Source organism: Anseongella ginsenosidimutans (assembly GCF_008033235.1).
Taxonomy (GTDB): Bacteria; Bacteroidota; Bacteroidia; order Sphingobacteriales; family Sphingobacteriaceae; genus Anseongella; species Anseongella ginsenosidimutans.
Map to the genome: position 1 here is coordinate 2,526,627 of NZ_CP042432.1, position 16,424 is coordinate 2,543,050.

15 protein-coding genes and 1 pseudogene are annotated in these 16,424 nt (G+C 49.6%); 10 read left to right on the plus strand and 6 right to left on the minus strand.

Annotated elements, in window-relative coordinates:
- The first annotated feature begins 6 nt into the window (after positions 1 to 6).
- Positions 7 to 1,266: a Zn-dependent hydrolase gene (locus FRZ59_RS10425; protein WP_132130176.1), complete on the plus strand. Its 1,260-nt coding sequence runs from the start codon at positions 7 to 9 to the stop codon at positions 1,264 to 1,266.
- On the opposite strand, the gene FRZ59_RS10430 is transcribed toward FRZ59_RS10425, so the two are convergent.
- The gene (locus tag FRZ59_RS10430; RefSeq protein ID WP_132130177.1) at positions 1,256 to 1,801 is read right to left on the minus strand and encodes a glutathione peroxidase; all 546 of its coding nucleotides are present in this window, start codon (positions 1,799 to 1,801) and stop codon (positions 1,256 to 1,258) included. The two genes, FRZ59_RS10425 and FRZ59_RS10430, sit on opposite strands and share 11 nt — an antisense overlap.
- A gap of 95 nt (positions 1,802 to 1,896) precedes the next feature.
- Between FRZ59_RS10430 and FRZ59_RS10435 the strand changes: the two genes are divergently transcribed.
- The 6 genes from FRZ59_RS10435 to FRZ59_RS10460 are packed head-to-tail and all read left to right on the plus strand — an operon-like array spanning position 1,897 to position 7,285.
- Positions 1,897 to 2,496 (plus strand): hypothetical protein, encoded by a 600-nt coding sequence (locus FRZ59_RS10435; protein ID WP_132130178.1) that lies wholly within the window; start codon positions 1,897 to 1,899, stop codon positions 2,494 to 2,496.
- Between the two features lie 47 nt (positions 2,497 to 2,543).
- Positions 2,544 to 2,951, plus strand: coding sequence for a cytochrome c maturation protein CcmE domain-containing protein (locus FRZ59_RS10440; RefSeq protein ID WP_132130179.1), 408 nt, complete (start codon positions 2,544 to 2,546; stop codon positions 2,949 to 2,951).
- 41 nt (positions 2,952 to 2,992) lie between these two features.
- Complete coding sequence (locus FRZ59_RS10445; protein WP_132130180.1) at positions 2,993 to 5,434, plus strand: heme lyase CcmF/NrfE family subunit; 2,442 nt, start codon at positions 2,993 to 2,995, stop codon at positions 5,432 to 5,434.
- Positions 5,434 to 6,210 carry a Rossmann-like and DUF2520 domain-containing protein gene (locus tag FRZ59_RS10450; RefSeq protein ID WP_132130181.1) on the plus strand — a complete coding sequence of 259 codons (777 nt, stop codon included), beginning with the start codon at positions 5,434 to 5,436 and terminating at the stop codon, positions 6,208 to 6,210. The genes FRZ59_RS10445 and FRZ59_RS10450 overlap by 1 nt, the downstream gene beginning before the upstream one ends.
- Positions 6,207 to 6,704 (plus strand): KdsC family phosphatase, encoded by a 498-nt coding sequence (locus tag FRZ59_RS10455; RefSeq protein ID WP_132130182.1) that lies wholly within the window; start codon positions 6,207 to 6,209, stop codon positions 6,702 to 6,704. Before FRZ59_RS10450 ends, FRZ59_RS10455 begins: the two co-directional genes overlap by 4 nt.
- Entirely contained in the window at positions 6,695 to 7,285 is a 591-nt protein-coding gene (locus tag FRZ59_RS10460) for a Maf family nucleotide pyrophosphatase (RefSeq protein ID WP_132130183.1), read from the plus strand. Before FRZ59_RS10455 ends, FRZ59_RS10460 begins: the two co-directional genes overlap by 10 nt.
- Here FRZ59_RS10460 and FRZ59_RS10465 read toward each other — a convergent pair.
- Together FRZ59_RS10465 and pgi are read right to left on the minus strand one after the other, a co-directional pair.
- Positions 7,255 to 7,437, minus strand: coding sequence for a hypothetical protein (locus FRZ59_RS10465; RefSeq protein ID WP_132130184.1), 183 nt, complete (start codon positions 7,435 to 7,437; stop codon positions 7,255 to 7,257). The two genes, FRZ59_RS10460 and FRZ59_RS10465, sit on opposite strands and share 31 nt — an antisense overlap.
- A 13-nt stretch (positions 7,438 to 7,450) precedes the next feature.
- Positions 7,451 to 9,102, minus strand: a pseudogene (pgi, locus tag FRZ59_RS10470) (glucose-6-phosphate isomerase).
- A 45-nt stretch (positions 9,103 to 9,147) separates the two neighbouring features.
- Between pgi and guaA the strand changes: the two are divergent.
- The 3 genes from guaA to FRZ59_RS10485 are packed head-to-tail and all read left to right on the plus strand — an operon-like array spanning position 9,148 to position 13,056.
- A complete protein-coding gene (gene guaA / locus FRZ59_RS10475; RefSeq protein WP_132130186.1) occupies positions 9,148 to 10,677 on the plus strand; it encodes a glutamine-hydrolyzing GMP synthase in 1,530 nt (509 codons plus the stop codon).
- Entirely contained in the window at positions 10,634 to 11,896 is a 1,263-nt protein-coding gene (locus FRZ59_RS10480; protein WP_132130187.1) for an ABC transporter substrate-binding protein, read from the plus strand. Before guaA ends, FRZ59_RS10480 begins: the two co-directional genes overlap by 44 nt.
- The gene (locus FRZ59_RS10485) at positions 11,893 to 13,056 is read left to right on the plus strand and encodes an RsmB/NOP family class I SAM-dependent RNA methyltransferase (protein ID WP_132130188.1); all 1,164 of its coding nucleotides are present in this window, start codon (positions 11,893 to 11,895) and stop codon (positions 13,054 to 13,056) included. The genes FRZ59_RS10480 and FRZ59_RS10485 overlap by 4 nt, the downstream gene beginning before the upstream one ends.
- Positions 13,057 to 13,095: 39 nt before the next feature.
- Here FRZ59_RS10485 and FRZ59_RS10490 read toward each other — a convergent pair whose 3' ends face one another.
- The 3 genes from FRZ59_RS10490 to FRZ59_RS10500 form a co-directional block, all read right to left on the minus strand.
- The gene (locus FRZ59_RS10490) at positions 13,096 to 13,809 is read right to left on the minus strand and encodes a YebC/PmpR family DNA-binding transcriptional regulator (protein WP_132130189.1); all 714 of its coding nucleotides are present in this window, start codon (positions 13,807 to 13,809) and stop codon (positions 13,096 to 13,098) included.
- Between the two features lie 543 nt (positions 13,810 to 14,352).
- Positions 14,353 to 14,919: a MarC family protein gene (locus FRZ59_RS10495; RefSeq protein ID WP_132130190.1), complete on the minus strand. Its 567-nt coding sequence runs from the start codon at positions 14,917 to 14,919 to the stop codon at positions 14,353 to 14,355.
- 23 nt (positions 14,920 to 14,942) lie between these two features.
- Complete coding sequence (locus tag FRZ59_RS10500; protein ID WP_132130191.1) at positions 14,943 to 16,412, minus strand: amino acid permease; 1,470 nt, start codon at positions 16,410 to 16,412, stop codon at positions 14,943 to 14,945.
- Positions 16,413 to 16,424 lie beyond the last annotated feature (12 nt).

Genomic DNA, 16,424 nt, shown 5'->3' on the forward strand with positions numbered 1-16,424 from the left:
GACAATATGGAAACACTTTATAAAGTCAACATCGAACGCATTGAAAGGGACCTGTATGAATTGAGAAAATTCGGGTATAATCCCGCTGACCGGGGTATTTATCGCCCCGGCCTGACCGAACCGGATATGGAGGCCCGCAGGTGGCTGATGGAGCAGTTCTCGGCTAATGGCCTGGAAACCCATATGGACGGGGCCGGGAATGTCATCGGACGGCGGGGAGCGGCGGGAAAGCCGGCAATCGCCGTTGGGTCTCACTCTGACACGGTTCCCTGCGGGGGGATGTTCGACGGAGCGCTTGGCGTGATTGCCGGGCTCGAATGTATCCGGGTAATGAATGAAGAGGGAATTGAAACGGAAAATCCCATCGAGGTAATTTCCACGAGTGAAGAAGAGGGCCGTTTTGGGGGCATGCTGGGCGCCCAGGCATTAGCCGGGGCGCTTACCCCGGACTGGATAGAGCGCGCAGAGTCGGCAGACGGAGAGTTATTGAAGGAAGCGCTGGAGAAATGCGGCTTGAGCAGCGCTGGTGTGCTAAGGTCCAGGCTCTCGCCGGGAGCCCTGCTGGCATTCCTGGAGCTGCACATAGAGCAAGGCCCCATACTGGATAAGGAAAGGATACCGATAGGGATCGTGGAAGGAATATCCGGTGTGTTCAAATGGTTGATAAGGCTGAAGGGGAAGGCGGACCACGCCGGGACGGCGCCGATGAATATGCGAAGCGACGCATTCATGGGACTGGCGGATTTTGCGCATGAGATCTACCGGATAATAGATGAGAATGGTTCCGATAAAAGCCGCCTTACAATTGGCCGGGTAGAGTTAAAGCCGGGATATGCGCATACTATTCCTGGTGAAGTTGATTTTACACTGGTAGGAAGGGACCTGGATGAAAGGATCATGTTTACCCTGGCCGAAGCCTGCAGAAAGGTATTATCATCCATTGCGCGCAAACACAAACTAATGTTTGAGTATGAAGAACGATCCTGGCTTTCTCCGCAGGATTGCCATGAGTCGGTTATTTCCGCTTTTGAAGAAAGCGCAAAGCAACTCGGCCTTCCGTACAAGATCATGCCCAGCGGTGCGGGGCATGATGTGCAGTTCTTTTCAAAGCTGATGCCGGCAGGAATGGTCTTCGTCCCAAGCGTAAATGGAGTAAGCCACGCCCCTGATGAATGGACGCAATGGGAGGATGTTGAAAACGGCGCAAACGTCCTGTTGAATACACTGGTCCGCCTCTCGCAACAAAAGCAGCTGCTTACAGCTTAGAGGTGATCTCTTCGCTCATGGGTTCTACTTTGGACGGGAAAAAGGCGACGAGTTTGCCTTTTTCATCCACCAGGTACTTGCAGAAATTCCAGGTGGGTTCCTGCTCGTTCCAGCCGTTGGCCGATTTGCTGGTGAGCCAATCAAAAACCTCGTTTTTCTCTCCGCCTTTGACACTTGATTTTTCAAACATGGGGAAAGTTACCCCGTAATTCTCTTTGCAGAAGCTGGCGATCTCCAGGTTGCTTCCCGGTTCCTGGCCGCCAAAATTATTGGCCGGGAAACCAAGTACGACCAGCCCGTCCTTGCCATAGGTTTTGTACAGTTCTTCCAGGCCCTCGTATTGCGGAGTGAAGCCGCATTCCGAAGCGGTATTTACAAGCAATACCTTCTTTCCCCTGAACTGCGAAAAATCTACTTCTTCGCCCTTTATATTTTTCATTTTAAGGGAGTAAAAGCCGGAATCCTGGGCTTTCAAGCCGGTAAGCGGCAAAATTGCCAGTAACAGAAGGGCTGGAAATACGGTGGTGGTTTTCATGTTTAAAGGTACTTTCTTTTTTGTTTTTATGCAATAATATTTAAGCTCTACAGGTTTTACTTTATATTTGAAGAGTGAAATTGGAGTATTTTATCATGAAGAAGGCGATCCTGTTAAGTTTCCTGTTGACAATAATTACGGCGTCCGTCGCCCGGGCGCAAACCGGGCCTTCCGGCGAAGAAAAAATACCGGGCGTGGAAGTGCAGAAAATGCTTCCCGATCCCATTATTGATAATTGTTTCGTTGGGGGGATAGAAATAGGAATGTCCATGGACAGCATTTACCGGTTCTTTGCCAAAGAGCGTATCTATAAAGTATACACTTATGATGCAAAAGGCCGCCATGAGTCCATCCAGGTAGTGGATATGGACGGAAATTCCCCCTACATGGTATTCGAGCCCGAATGTTACGATAAAGATGATGAGATATGCACCATTTGGCGTATTACCGTGCGTACGCCTAAATATTATACCAAGCGAAGCATTAAAGTAGGAAACACACTCAAAGAACTAAGGGAAGCCTACGTCATTACTTCTGTGAAATGGGAAGAAGGCAACCTGGTGGCGATGGCCGAAATGTCGAATATTTCTTTCCTCCTGGATACTTCCAAAATTTCCAAGAGCTGGTACTTTACCATGAGCCCGGCATTACTGCCTGGCGACGCGAAAATTGTAGGAATTAGGATCACCGAATAGTACTGTTTCACACGTTTTTTGTTATCTTTGCAGCAAAACTGTAGAAGATGAAGAGGAGCCATATCGTTGGAATTGTTCTTATTGCAGTAGCCATTGGGGTGATTATCAGTACCTATGCGGATACCAGTACTTACGCGGACTTCAACCGCGCCCGTAAAACCGGTGATGAGATACACGTCGTAGGGACATTGGCTGCGGATAAACCCCTTTATTATGATCCTATAAAAGACGCAAATTACTTTTCATTTTATATGGAGGATGAAAAGGGAGTTGAATGCAAAGTAGTTTTCAACGGTACCAAGCCCCAGGATTTTGAGCGGTCAGAGCAAATCGTTCTGGTTGGAAAAATGCAGGGAGACGAGTTTTACGCTTCCAAAATATTAATGAAATGCCCCTCCAAATATACCGAAGATCAGATCGAGGTAAAAGAATTTAGCGCAGAGGCTAATGGGTAGTTTTCCCGCGAATCATTTCTCCTTTTTAATAACCAGCTTCCATGGATATTCAATACGTCGGTGAACATTTGTTTCCCGGTAAATTAGGCCAGTTCTTTGTGGTCTTAGCTTTCGGAATGGCCCTTTTGTCAGCAATAGGGTACTATTTTTCCACGACCAGAGACCGGGAGGATGATTCCTGGCGGAAAATTGCACGCTGGGCTTTTCGTATCCATACATTTTCCGTCATAGGTATCGGCGCCTGCCTCTATTTTATCATTTACAATCATTACTTCGAATATCATTACGCCTACGCACATTCTTCCACCGAACTGCCCACGCATTATATTGTTTCCTGCTTCTGGGAAGGGCAGGAGGGGAGTTTTCTGCTCTGGGCCTTTTGGCAGGCAGTAATCGGCAATATCCTTATCTGGAAGGCCAGGAGCTGGGAAGACAGTGTAATGACCTTTGTGGCCCTTTCCCAGGCCTTTATCGGGACGATGCTGCTGGGGGTTGAAATCCTGGGCTACCGCATCGGAAGTTCTCCTTTTATCCTGCTTCGGGAAGCTATTCAGGCTCCCATTTTCCAGCGCGCCGATTACCTTACGTTCATTACTGATGGAAATGGCCTGAATCCCCTTTTACAGAATTACTGGATGGTGATCCATCCCCCCACGCTTTTTGCCGGCTTTGCGACCATGGTCGTTCCTTTTGCCTATGCGCTTGCCGGAGTTTGGACGCGGCGCTACTCCGAATGGGTTAAACCAGGACTGCCCTGGGCCCTGGCTGCGGTAATGATCCTTGGAACCGGAATTATTATGGGAGCGTTCTGGGCTTACGAGGCTCTCAGCTTCGGTGGTTTCTGGGCATGGGACCCGGTGGAGAACGCTTCCCTGCTTCCCTGGCTGATTATGATTGCCGCCGTGCATGTGATGGTGGTCTATAAAAATTCCGGGCATTCCTATGCAACGGCCCTCATTCTGGCTTTCCTGGGATATATTTTGGTATTGTACGCTTCCTTCTTAACAAGGAGCGGGGTATTGGGCGAAGCTTCGGTACACTCCTTCACCGACCTGGGCATGTCCGGCCAGCTGGTTGTTTACTTGCTGTTTTTCACCGCCCTGGGCAGCTGGCTAATTGCCCGGCACTGGAAGCACTTCCCTATTACCGCGAAAGAGGAGAATACATATTCCCGCGAGTTCTGGCTGTTTATCGGCACGCTGGTGATGATCATTTCCTGTTTCCAGATACTTGCCTTTACGTCTGTACCTGTCTGGAATGCGCTTTTCGGAACAGATGTGGCCCCACCGACGGATCCCATCAGCACATATAATAAATGGCAGCTGCCCATTGCCGCGGTAGTTGCTCTGCTTTCCGGAATTGCCCAGTACCTTAAATACAAGCAAACGAATCCTAAAAAATTCTTTCCCAAATTATGGACGGCCCTGGCCGTCTCCGTAATCCTGGCCGCCGGGTTCATTTATATGACGGAAGTGTATGAGAACCTTGCTTATATCCTGCTGGTGCTGGCCTGTACCTTTATGGTTGTTTCCAACGGGGAAATCCTGCTCAACGCTTTCCGCGGGAAAGTAAAGCTGGCTGGTTCCGCAGTTGCCCATATGGGATTCGGCTTAATGCTGATCGGTGCGCTGGTGGCCGCCTCCAAGAGCAAAGTGATCTCTATCAATACATCAGGCTTTGATTTTGGCGAGCAGATGGACGCCGAAAGCACACGTGAGAATATCCTGCTGCTCGAAGGAGAGCCTATGCAAATGGGCGAGTACAAGGTTACTTATTTGAATGACTCCGTTTCCGGCCCCAACACCTATTTCAGGGTTAATTACCAGCGGATAGATGAAGAGACGGGCGAAGTGAAAGAGGAATTCGACCTGTATCCCTACGGGCAGGTAAATGAAAAGATGCAGTCCTTTCTTGCCAACCCGGATACAAGGCATTATATGCTGCACGATATCTATACCCATGTGAGCCTTGTGCCAGCTAAAACCCCGGAGCATGAAGACCATGAAGGGCATACCGAAGACGAAGAATATACGAACGTGTCCACCCGCACAATTTCCCTTGGGGATACTGTGCAGGCTCTTCCGGCCGTCATTAAGGTAAACGGCTTAAAAAGGGATGTGAACCTCAAGAATATCACCCTTGAAGAGGGCGACATCGCAGTGGCGCTTGATTTGGAAGTGCAGTCCGGAGAGGAAAAATATACGGCGTCACCGGTGTTCATGATAAAAAATAATGCCATTTTCGATATAGCGGATAAGATTGAGGAATTGGGCCTCAAATTTCGCTTTACCAAGATCATTCCGGAAGAAGATAAGTTTGAACTTGTGGTGATGCAGAAGCCGGCCGAAACCGGTGGCTGGATTGTCATGAAAGCGATCATGTTTCCCTATATTAATTTGCTGTGGGGAGGCTCTATTCTTATGGTGATCGGCTTCCTGCTTTCCATTTTAAGGCGAGTTAAAGAGATCAAACCTGCATCCTGATGAGGATCAGCATTATCGGCTCCGGCAATGTCGCTACCCATTTAGGAAAAGCGTTTTACCATTCCGGGCATGAGATTGCCGATATTTGCAGCCCTTCACCTGGCCACGCCCGGGCGCTTGCCAGCCTTGTAAATGCACGCGCGCTGACGCAGCCTTCCGCTCTTCGCAAGGATATTGACCTTTGCCTTATTGCTGTAAAAGACGACGTCATTGAGCAGCTGGCCTCCGCTTTGGATTTCCGGGAGACCGTCGTGGCGCATACCGCCGGAAGTATTTCCATGCAAACGCTTTCAGGAAGCTCCCCTTATTACGGGGTATTTTACCCCTTCCAGACCTTTTCCGCTTTCCGGGAGCCGGATATTTCCCGGGTGCCTTTCTGCCTGGAGGCAAATAGACAGCAGGCCCTGGAACGCCTCCGGGAGCTGGCGGAAAGTATTGGCGGGAAGATCGTTGAAGTAGATTCCCCGGGCCGGAAAACCCTGCACCTGGCCGCTGTATTTGCCAGCAATTTTACCAATCACCTGTACGCGCTTGCCGGAGAACTGATCAGGGAAAAGGGGCTTCCCTTTGATATCATGCGGTCCCTGATCCTGGAAACGGCGGAAAAGGCGGTTAATGCGGATCCTTTTACGGCTCAGACAGGGCCTGCGGTGAGGAACGATCAGAAAGTTATCCGTGAACATCTCCACCAGCTGGAGGGCCAGCCTGCGCTTAAACAATTGTACAGCTTGCTTTCGGCAAGTATTCTCAACTCGCATAAAAAACCGAATATATGACTTTTCATTCCCGCCTTGGCAGCATCACTACCTTTATTTTTGATATGGACGGGGTACTGACAGACGGTTCCCTGTTTGCCACGGAAACTGGTGAATTGGTCCGGCGCTTTAATATTAAAGACGGGTACGCCCTCAAACTCGCGAAGGAAAAAGGCTTTCACGTAGCGTTAATTTCCGGCGGGAAATCCCCTTCTGCGAAGCAAAGGTTCCTGGACCTGGGAATCCCGGATGTATACATGGGCGTTGCAGATAAAGCGGAAGTATTCAAGGATTACCTTTTTGAGAATGACATTGAAGCTGGCCAGGTACTCTATATGGGAGATGACCTGCCTGACTATGACGTGATGAAGATGGTTGGCCTGCCGGCCTGCCCTTCCGACGCCAGCGGAGAGATCAAAGCGATCAGTTTATATATTTCTCCTTTTTGCGGCGGAGAAGGATGCGTAAGGGACGTCATTGAAAAGGTGCTAAAAGTGCAGGATAAATGGGTTTGATACTTGCATCTAAATCGCCCCGGAGGCAGGAACTGCTTCGCGGCATGGGCCTTGAGTTTGAGGTGATGCTGCGTGAAGTGGATGAAACATATCCTCCCGGACTGGCCCCGGCAGAAGTGGCGGTTTATATTGCGGAAAAAAAGGCCCGGGCCTTCCACAACGAAGCAATAGAAGATAAGCTGGTCCTGACCGCAGATACCATTGTGGTACTGGAGCAGGAAGTGCTGGGTAAGCCCGCCGGCCGCGACGAGGCTGCCCGCATGCTGGAAAAACTGTCAGGGAAAAAGCACGAGGTGATCACCGGCGTGGCTTTGCTCATAAAAGGAGAACTTATTACTTTTTCTGACAAGACCGCGGTACGCTTCGCCAGGTTAAGCGCCGAGGAGATTTGCTTTTATATTGATAATTATCAGCCTTTTGACAAGGCAGGCGCTTATGGTATCCAGGAGTGGATCGGTTACAATAAAATAAGCGGCATTGAAGGCTCCTATACCAATGTGGTGGGCCTTCCTACCGAAAAATTATACAGCTACCTTAGCGGCCTGTATCCTCAGGCCCTGTCTTCATCCGGACGGATGTAAGCAAAAACACTCATCAGGCAAATAACAGCGCCTGCGATCAGCAGAATATTAGCCGTCCACTGGACAAGGGAAGAGTGAAGGTCAATAAAGCGGAAGAACGTACCTGCAAGTATGATCACAATACTGAAGTACATGACATTAAGCGTTTTCATGCTGCAAATATAATTAATTTCGCATTTTTTTGTAAGCGGTGATGAGTCCGTTGGTAGAACTGTCGTGAGAATTTACCGGATCGGGGCCTTGCAGTTCGGGCAGGATCTTTCCCGCCAGCTGTTTCCCCAGTTCCACACCCCATTGGTCAAAACTATAGATATTCCAGATGAGTCCCTGGACAAATATCTTATGTTCATAAAACGCGATCAGGCTGCCCAGCGTATAAGGCGTAATTTCCTTTACCAGGATGGAGTTGCTCGGGCGGTTTCCCTCAAATACCTTGAAGGGGAGCAGCCGAACAATTTCACCGGCGGCTTTGCCGGCCTTTTCCAGTTCGTCCCGTACTTCTTCTGCCGTTTTACCGTTCATGAGCGCTTCGCTCTGGGCAAAAAAATTGGCAAGTAATTTTTGATGATGATCGCCTATGAGGTTATGACTGATTGCCGGTGCAATGAAGTCGCAGGGGATAAGCCGGGTTCCCTGGTGAATGAGCTGGTAAAAGGCATGCTGGCCATTGGTTCCTGGTTCCCCCAGATCACGGGCCCGGTCTCATAGTTGACCGGCTCGCCGTCCCGTGCGGTTCGCTTTCCGTTGCTTTCCATATTCCCCTGCTGGAGATAGGCGGCAAAGCGGTGCAGGTACTGGTCGTAGGGGAGGATCGCCTCTGTATGCGCATCCATAAAGTTCGTGTACCAAATACCAATAAGGGCCATCAGCACCGGGATATTGCTTTCAAAGTCACTTTCGCGGAAATGCCGGTCAGCCGCATAAGCTCCCTCCAGCAATTTTTTGAAGTTATCGTAGCCGATCCCAAGTGCAATGGAAAGGCCGATAGCCGACCAAAGCGAGTACCTCCCGCCAACCCAGTCCCAGAACACGAACATATTAGCCGGATCTATTCCGAATTCAGTTACCGCAGCTTCATTTGTGGAAAGTGCGACGAAGTGTTTTTTGATATGTTCTTCATTGCCCGCCTTGTCCAGGAACCAATTGCGCGCCGTATGGGCATTGGTCATGGTTTCCTGGGTGGTAAAAGTTTTGGACGCGATCAGGAACAGCGTTTCCTGGGAATTGACTTTTTTAAGGGTTTCTGCAATATGGGTTCCATCCACATTGGAAACAAAAAACGTTTCAATGCCTTCCCGGGCGTAAGGTTTCAGCGCTTCCGTGACCATTACCGGGCCCAGGTCCGAACCGCCGATCCCGATATTTACTACATAACGGATGGGCTTGCCGGTATAGCCTTTCCATTCCCCGGAATGCACTTGCTGGCAAAAGGCCTCCATCTTTTCCTGTACGGCCTTCACATCCGGCATCACGTCTTTGCCGTCCACGTACACCGGCTTCCCGGAAAAATTGCGTAAAGCAGTATGCAGAACAGCCCTGTTCTCGGTCTCGTTAATGGTATCCCCTCTGAACATGGCTTCTATCGCCTCCTTTAGCTCGCATTCGGCCGCCAGTCCGCGAAGCAGGTTCAGCGTCTCCGGCTGGAGCAGGTTCTTTGAGTAATCAAATAAAAAATCTTCAAACCGGGTAGAGAACTTACCGAAGCGAAGGGGGTCAGCCGCGAACAGCTCGCGCATATGTGTTTTCTGCAGCTGAGATGCGTGTTCCTTTAAAAGGCTCCAGCTTTTTGTTTGGGACGGGTTAATCTTTGGAAGCATATGGCGCAAAAGTAGAAAATTTTGGCTAAAATGCTATCTTTGCGCATGCCAGAGAAGATTATTATTCTTGATTTTGGCTCCCAGTATACCCAGTTGATCGCCCGCCGGGTAAGGGAGCTTGATGTTTATTGCGAAATCCATCCTTATAACCACTTGCCGGAATTTGACGCGGACGTCAAAGGAGTGATCCTGTCAGGAAGCCCCTGTTCGGTACGGGATGAAGATGCGCCTGATATAGACCTTTCTCTCCTTAATGGAAAATTCCCCTTGCTGGGAGTATGCTACGGCGCCCAGTACATTGCCCAGCATTCCGGAGGCAATGTGCTTCCTTCAACTATCAGGGAATACGGACGGGCAAAGCTGCAGTTCATTAAGGAAGAAAATGCCTTGCTCCGGGGCCTTAGCCTTGGCACCCAGGTCTGGATGTCCCACGGCGACACTATTGCCAGCCTGCCGGCGGAATTCGAGGTCATAGCCGGTACCGATACCGTTAAGGTGGCCGCCTTTCATGTTCCGGGCACAAAGACGTACGGCATCCAGTTCCATCCCGAAGTTACCCACTCGCTGGAAGGCAAAAAATTACTTGAAAACTTCCTGGTGGACATCTGCGGCTGCGCCCGCGACTGGACTCCTTTTGCTTTTATTGAAAGCACGATAGAAGACCTGCAGAAAACGCTTGGTTCGGACAAGGTTGTCCTGGCTATTTCAGGTGGGGTGGACTCCAGCGTAGCGGCATTATTATTGCATAAGGCTATTGGCCCGCAGCTGCATTGTATATTCGTTGACAATGGCTTATTGCGGAAGAATGAATTTGGAGACGTATTGGATTCGTATAAGCACATGGGGCTGAATATCCGGGGAATAGATGCGAAGGAAAGGTTCTACAGCGCACTCTCGGGGATAAGCGATCCCGAACTGAAGCGAAAGGCGATCGGACGGGTGTTCATTGAAGTGTTTGACGATGCAGCGCATGAAATAAAAGATGTACGGTGGCTGGCGCAGGGTACCATTTACCCCGATGTGATAGAGTCGGTATCCGTAAAAGGCCCTTCCGCCACCATTAAATCGCACCACAACGTAGGCGGCTTACCTGACTTTATGAAGCTGAAAGTAGTGGAGCCTCTGAAGAGTTTGTTTAAAGACGAAGTGCGGGAAGTCGGACGTTCCCTGGGACTGGACCCGTCCATCCTGGAACGGCATCCTTTTCCCGGCCCCGGCCTTGCCATCCGGATTCTGGGCGAGGTAAGCCCTGAAAAAGTCCGGATCCTGCAGGAAGCGGACGCTATTTATATCAATATCCTGAAAGAAACAGGATGGTATCATAAGGTATGGCAGGCAGGGACGATCTTTCTGCCGGTGCAGGCGGTAGGCGTAATGGGAGATGAAAGAACCTACGAGCATGTGGTTGCCCTGCGCGCTGTGGAATCAATGGACGGAATGACCGCCGACTGGAGCCATTTGCCCTATGAATTACTTGCCAGGGTTTCGAATGAGATCATTAATAATGTAAAAGGCATAAACAGAGTTGTGTATGACATCAGTTCCAAACCTCCTGCAACGATTGAATGGGAATAGCAGGTTCTTCCTGTGCCTGTTCCTGGCTGCTGGTTTAGGTTTCAGTTCCTGCTCCCGTAAGGTATTTACAGGTAAGGGAAGGCAAAAGGAAAAAGAGAAGGAAGAAGTAAAAGAGGAACCTGAAGTAGAAAAGGATAAAGGCCCCTTCAAAAGGGAAGCGCCGGTTCTTTCGCTGCTGCTGCCGTTTCGCCTGGACCAGGTAGACCCCGGATCGGCAAACTCCCTGGAATCGCTAAGGAAATCGGAAGTTGCCCTTGATTTCTACCAGGGATTCAGAATGGGGCTTGATTCTCTTTCGGCCATGGGCGCCAGCTTCAAACTGCAGGTGTACGACACCAGGGACGAAAATACGACCATCAGCCGGTTAACGATGAAGCCGGAGCTGGCGGAAAGCGAGCTGATCGTAGGGCCGGTTTTCCCTTCGGGAATGAACATTATCGGGCGTTTTGCCCAGAATCACCAGGTCTATTTCATCTCCCCGCTGGCGCCGCGGATAGCTGTTGAAGACAATGCGTACCAGATTGTGGCAACTGCGCCAATGGAAATGCATACGAATAAAGCGGCCGGATTCATTGCCGGCAGGCTCCGGCCTTCTTCGGTACTGGTACTTAGCACCGCAAATGCGGAAGAAAGCAAATACATCGGCTCCTTTATGAAGCAGATGCGCGAAAAATCATCATCCCTGCAGGTAACTGAAATCGACGTCGGCAGCTTCGGAAGCAATATTTCCAGCCTGAAGGAATATCTTCACGAGGGGCAGAACGTATTGGTGGTTCCTTCCCTGAGCAGCACCTTCTGGAAGATCCTTTTTTCTTACCTGGATATGCAGCCGGGTTCCTACCAGTTTTCCATTATCGCGCATCCCGAATTGCCTGAAGTGGAAAATATAGATATGGTAAAGGCTGAAAAGTACCAGGTATATTTAACCTCGTCAGGAGGGATGCCGCCGAAAGCAGAAAGTTCCGGCTTTTACCATGCTTATGAGCAGAAATACGGGCTTCCCCCGTCTGCCTACGCCGCTAAGGGCTTTGACCTTGCCATGTACTTCGGAACCGCGTTGTGGAACCAGGGCCAGGAGCTGACAGAAGCAATAAAAGAACCTTACTCGGGCTACCATAATGAATTTGACTTTTCGCAAACGCCTGACGGCTATATTAACCGGGGAGTTAAAGTGCTGAAAGCCCATAATTACGAATTCTCGGAAGTGGAACAAGAATGAGGTACCATCATTATCTGCGTACAGCGGAAAAGATCATCGGAGAGTACGGATACGAAACGCCGCTTCCCTTTTTCCTTAGAAATTATTACCGCGCCAATCGCCGCATGGGTTCAACCGACAGGAGAACAGCGGGCAGCCTGGTGTACGGCTATTTCCGTACCAAGGCCCTGTTGGAACACTTGCCTGTGGATGAACACCTGAAGGCTTCCTGGTTTCTTTGCCATGAAGAAAGTACTCCCTTGCTGGCGGCTTTGCAGCCGGAATGGGACCAGCATGCCACGCTGCCCTCCGCCGACAAACTGGCGCTGCTGGAAGGTGTGTACGGCTTGCTGGATCCGCTCAGGTTGCTTCCTTTCCGCGATCATCTTTCAGAAGGTATAGATGCCGGGCCTTATTCCCTTTCCATGTTGAAGCAGCCCAGGCTGTTCATCAGGCTGCGCCCGGAAAAAGCGGGGGAAATTAAGGAAAGGCTGGAAGCCGAAGGCCTTTCCTTCGCGCAGCCGGAGCCTTTCTGCCTTTCCCTGGATAATTCCAGTCGAGCAGACCAGCTGCTGGAAGCTTTTAAGGGTTATTTTGAGATCCAGGACTATTCTTCGCAGCTAACCGGAAGGTGCTTTCACCCCGCCGCAGGCGAAAGCTGGTGGGATGCTTGTGCGGGTTCGGGTGGTAAAGCCCTGTTGCTTCAAGCTTTGGAGCCGGACGTGAAGCTGTACCTGAGTGATAACCGCGCATCCATTCTCCGCAACCTGAAAGAACGCCTTAAGGCAGCAGGAATAACTGACTACCGGCTCCAGGAAACAGATCTTATCAGCGAAAAGCCATCGTGGGAGAAAGAATCATTTGACGGCATTATCCTGGATGCACCATGCAGCGGATCCGGAACATGGGGCCGTTCGCCTGAAATGAGGGCGGCTTTCAAAGAAGAACACATAAAAGAATTCCGCAGCCTGCAGGAGAGGCTGGTTAAAAATGTCCTTCCCTATTTAAAACCCGGAAGTCCCCTGGTATATATTACCTGTTCCGTGTTCCGTGAAGAAAACGAGCAGCTGGTTGAGGCCGTCTGCCAGGCCGGGGAACTGGAAGTGGAGGAGCAGGCGCTGCTGAAAGGCTACGAATATAGTGCCGATACCATGTTCGTGGCGCGCATGCTAAAGCGCTAGTGATATTTACCGACTCTGGCGGGATCCTGCCAGATCAGCTCAGGCGGTGTCCATATTATGGTATACGGCGTTCACGTCCTCATCGTCTTCAAATTTTTCAATGAGCTTATTCAGTTCCTCTTCCTGCTCCGCGGTGACTTCAACCACGCTCAGGGGGAAACGCTGAAGCTCGGAACTGATCACGTTAAGCTGCTTTTCTTCCAATGCCTTTTGCATTTTTCCGAAATCTTCGAACTGTGTATAAATTATCAGCTCATTTTCATCTTCAAAAACCTCTTCGGCCCCACAGTCAATCAGCTCCAGTTCCAGTTCTTCCATGTCCACTCCTTCAGGGTTCACCCGGAAAATGCCCTTGCGCTCGAAAATAAAATTCAGCATACCCGATGTTCCCAGGCTGCCATTATGTTTACTGAAATAACTGCGGATATTAGCGACCGTCCGGTTAATGTTATCCGTGGCTGTTTCTATCAGTATGGCCACGCCATGCGGCCCGTAGCCTTCATAAACCAGCTCCTCGTATCCTTTTTCGTCCTTGGAGGAAGCACGTTTTATCGCCGATTCGATGCGGTCTTTAGGCATATTCGCGCCCTTCGCATTTTGTATGACCACCCGCAGCCGCGCGTTAGAAGCCGGATCCGGCCCGCCTTCCTTTACCGCCATCGAAATTTCCTTGCCCAGCTTAGTAAAGACTTTCGCCATCTTCCCCCAGCGTTTCAGTTTCCGCTCCTTTCTGAATTCAAATGCTCTTCCCACTTTCTTTAGTTTATAGTTTCTAATAGTTTATAGTTTCCAGTTTTTAGTTTGAAGTTCAGGGTTGCTTCGCAACCGTTTATAGTTTTTTAGTTTTTCGTTTATAGTTTTTAGTTTCAATTATTAGTTTATAGTTTCTAGTTTTTAGTTTGAAGTTCCAGGGTTGCTTCGCAACCGTTTATAGTTTTTTAGTTTCTGGTTTCTGGTTTCTGGTTTTCCCGTTTTTAGTTTTTAGTTTCTGGTTTCTTGTTTTCCCGTTTTAGTTTCTCCGTTTCTGCTATTTAGCTGAGGTGTTCAACGTTGGACTGAAAACTACCAACTAAAGCTTTTAGCGCGTTGCTTCGTCAGGCTGGCCGTTTCGTAGTTACTAGCCAAAGAACAACCTAAAGACTACCAACTATAAACTAAAGCTTTAGCGTTACTTCGTCAGGCTGGCTGTTACAAGTTAACTGGCCAAAGAACAATCTAAAAACTAAAAACTCTTTAAACCTTGAACGTTGAACCTTAAACTTTGAACTCTATAAACTAAAAACTAAAGCAATTGCGCTAAAGCCCCGTATTGCCACGGAATAATTTAATGGCAATTGCCAGTAATATGACGCCGAAAGCCTTTCTTAAAATACTGACCCCGGTTTTACCTAATATGGCTTCCAAACGGCGCACGTTTTTCAGTACAAGGTAAATAATGATACAATTAATTACTATACCGGTGATAATATTTTCAATCCGGTATTCCGAACGAAGAGAAAGGATGGTGGTCATCGTTCCTGCTCCTGCCAGTAAGGGAAAGGCGAGGGGGACGATAGAAACCGTTTCCGGTACTTCATCCTTGAATACATTAATACCCAGGATCATTTCCATGGAAATGAAAAAGATTACGAATGATCCGGCAATGGCGAAGGAAGGCAGGTCCACCCCGATAAGCTGCAATAATTCTTCTCCTATGAACAGGAAGAGGATCATGAGCGCCATAGCTACGATCGTCGCTTTTTCAGACTGGATGTGCCCGGCGCGGTTGCGCAGTTCAATGACCACGGGTATGGAACCCAGAATATCGATGATCGCAAACAGGATCATCGTCACAGATGCTATCTCTTTTAAGCTGAATCCCATAACCGTAATTCAAAGGGTTTCTCTTATTTAAGCTTCTCGTCTTTGCCGGCAAGCCTTGCCAGTTTTCCTATCTTGCTGTGTCTTTTGGAATAGAGGAAGTAGATCAGTATGCCTATCGCCATCCAGATCAGCAAACGCTCCCAGGTATGCCAGGGGAGGCTCACCATCAGGAAGCCGCAAACTAAAATTCCCATAATGGGTGTAAACGGGAAAAGTGGCGCCTTGAAGGGCCTTGGCAATTCCGGATTGGTGTACCTGAGTACCAGGATCCCTCCGCAAACGATCATAAACGCCAGCAGCGTTCCAATAGACACCAGTTCGCCCAGGAGGTTGATGGGCGCAAAGCCGGCGATGAGTATAGCAACTAATCCCGTGGAAATGGTACTGATATAAGGAGTCCGGAACTTTGGGTGGATCTTGCTGAACACGGCCGGCAGCAGGCCGTCATGCGCCATTGCATAAAAGATACGGGGCTGTCCCATCAGCATCACCAAAATTACCGAGCTTAAGCCGGCAATAGCTCCGATCTTTACCGGGAAGCGGAGCCAGAAAAGATCCGGGCCGGCCGCATTAACGGCAACAGCCACCGGGTCAGGTACATTCAGCGCTTCGTAAGAAACCACTCCGGTCATTACCAGGCTAACAAGGATATAAAGCAGGGTACAGACGGCAAGCGAGCCCAGAATTCCCTTAGGCATGTCCTTCTGCGGGTTTTTTGCTTCCTGTGCCGCGGTAGAAACCGCATCAAAGCCGATATAGGCGAAAAAGATGATACTGGCTCCCCGCAGAACACCGCTCCATCCGTAAAGGCCGGGTCCTTCATTTTCAGGAATGAAGGGAGTAAGGTTATCCGTGTCAATATAAGCGATACCAAAGCCGATGAAAAGCAGAATGATGGTCACTTTTATAAGGACAATGATATTATTGAACTTAGTTGATTCCCGTATGCCAACTACCAGCAGGGTAGTAACAATGGCAACAATGAACATCGCAGGGAAATTAATGAGCCCTCCGGTGGAAGTCAGCTCTCCGGTAGCCGAATTATAGTCATAGGGAGCGCTGGCAATATTCGATGGTAAGTGAATCCCGATATCCCTGAAAAAGCTGACGACATAACCCGACCAGCTTACCGCTACCGTGGATGCGGCGAACAGGTATTCGAGGATAAGGTCCCAGCCAATGATCCAGGCGATGAATTCACCCATGGTTGCATAGGCATAGGTATAGGCGCTTCCGGCTATGGGGATCATGGACGCAAATTCCGAATAACAAAGGCCGGCGAAAACGCAGGCGAAGGCAGCCAGGAGGAAGGAGAGCATAACTGCCGGCCCCGCGTTAGTAGCCGCCGCTGTACCGGTTAATGTAAAAATTCCCGCGCCGATAATAGCCCCAATGCCAAGGGCCACCAGGTTACGCGCGGTAAGGGTTCGTTTAAGGCCTCCTTCCGCCTCTGATTCAGCAAGTAATACTTGTAATGGTTTTTTGTAAAACATATTTGATTGGTT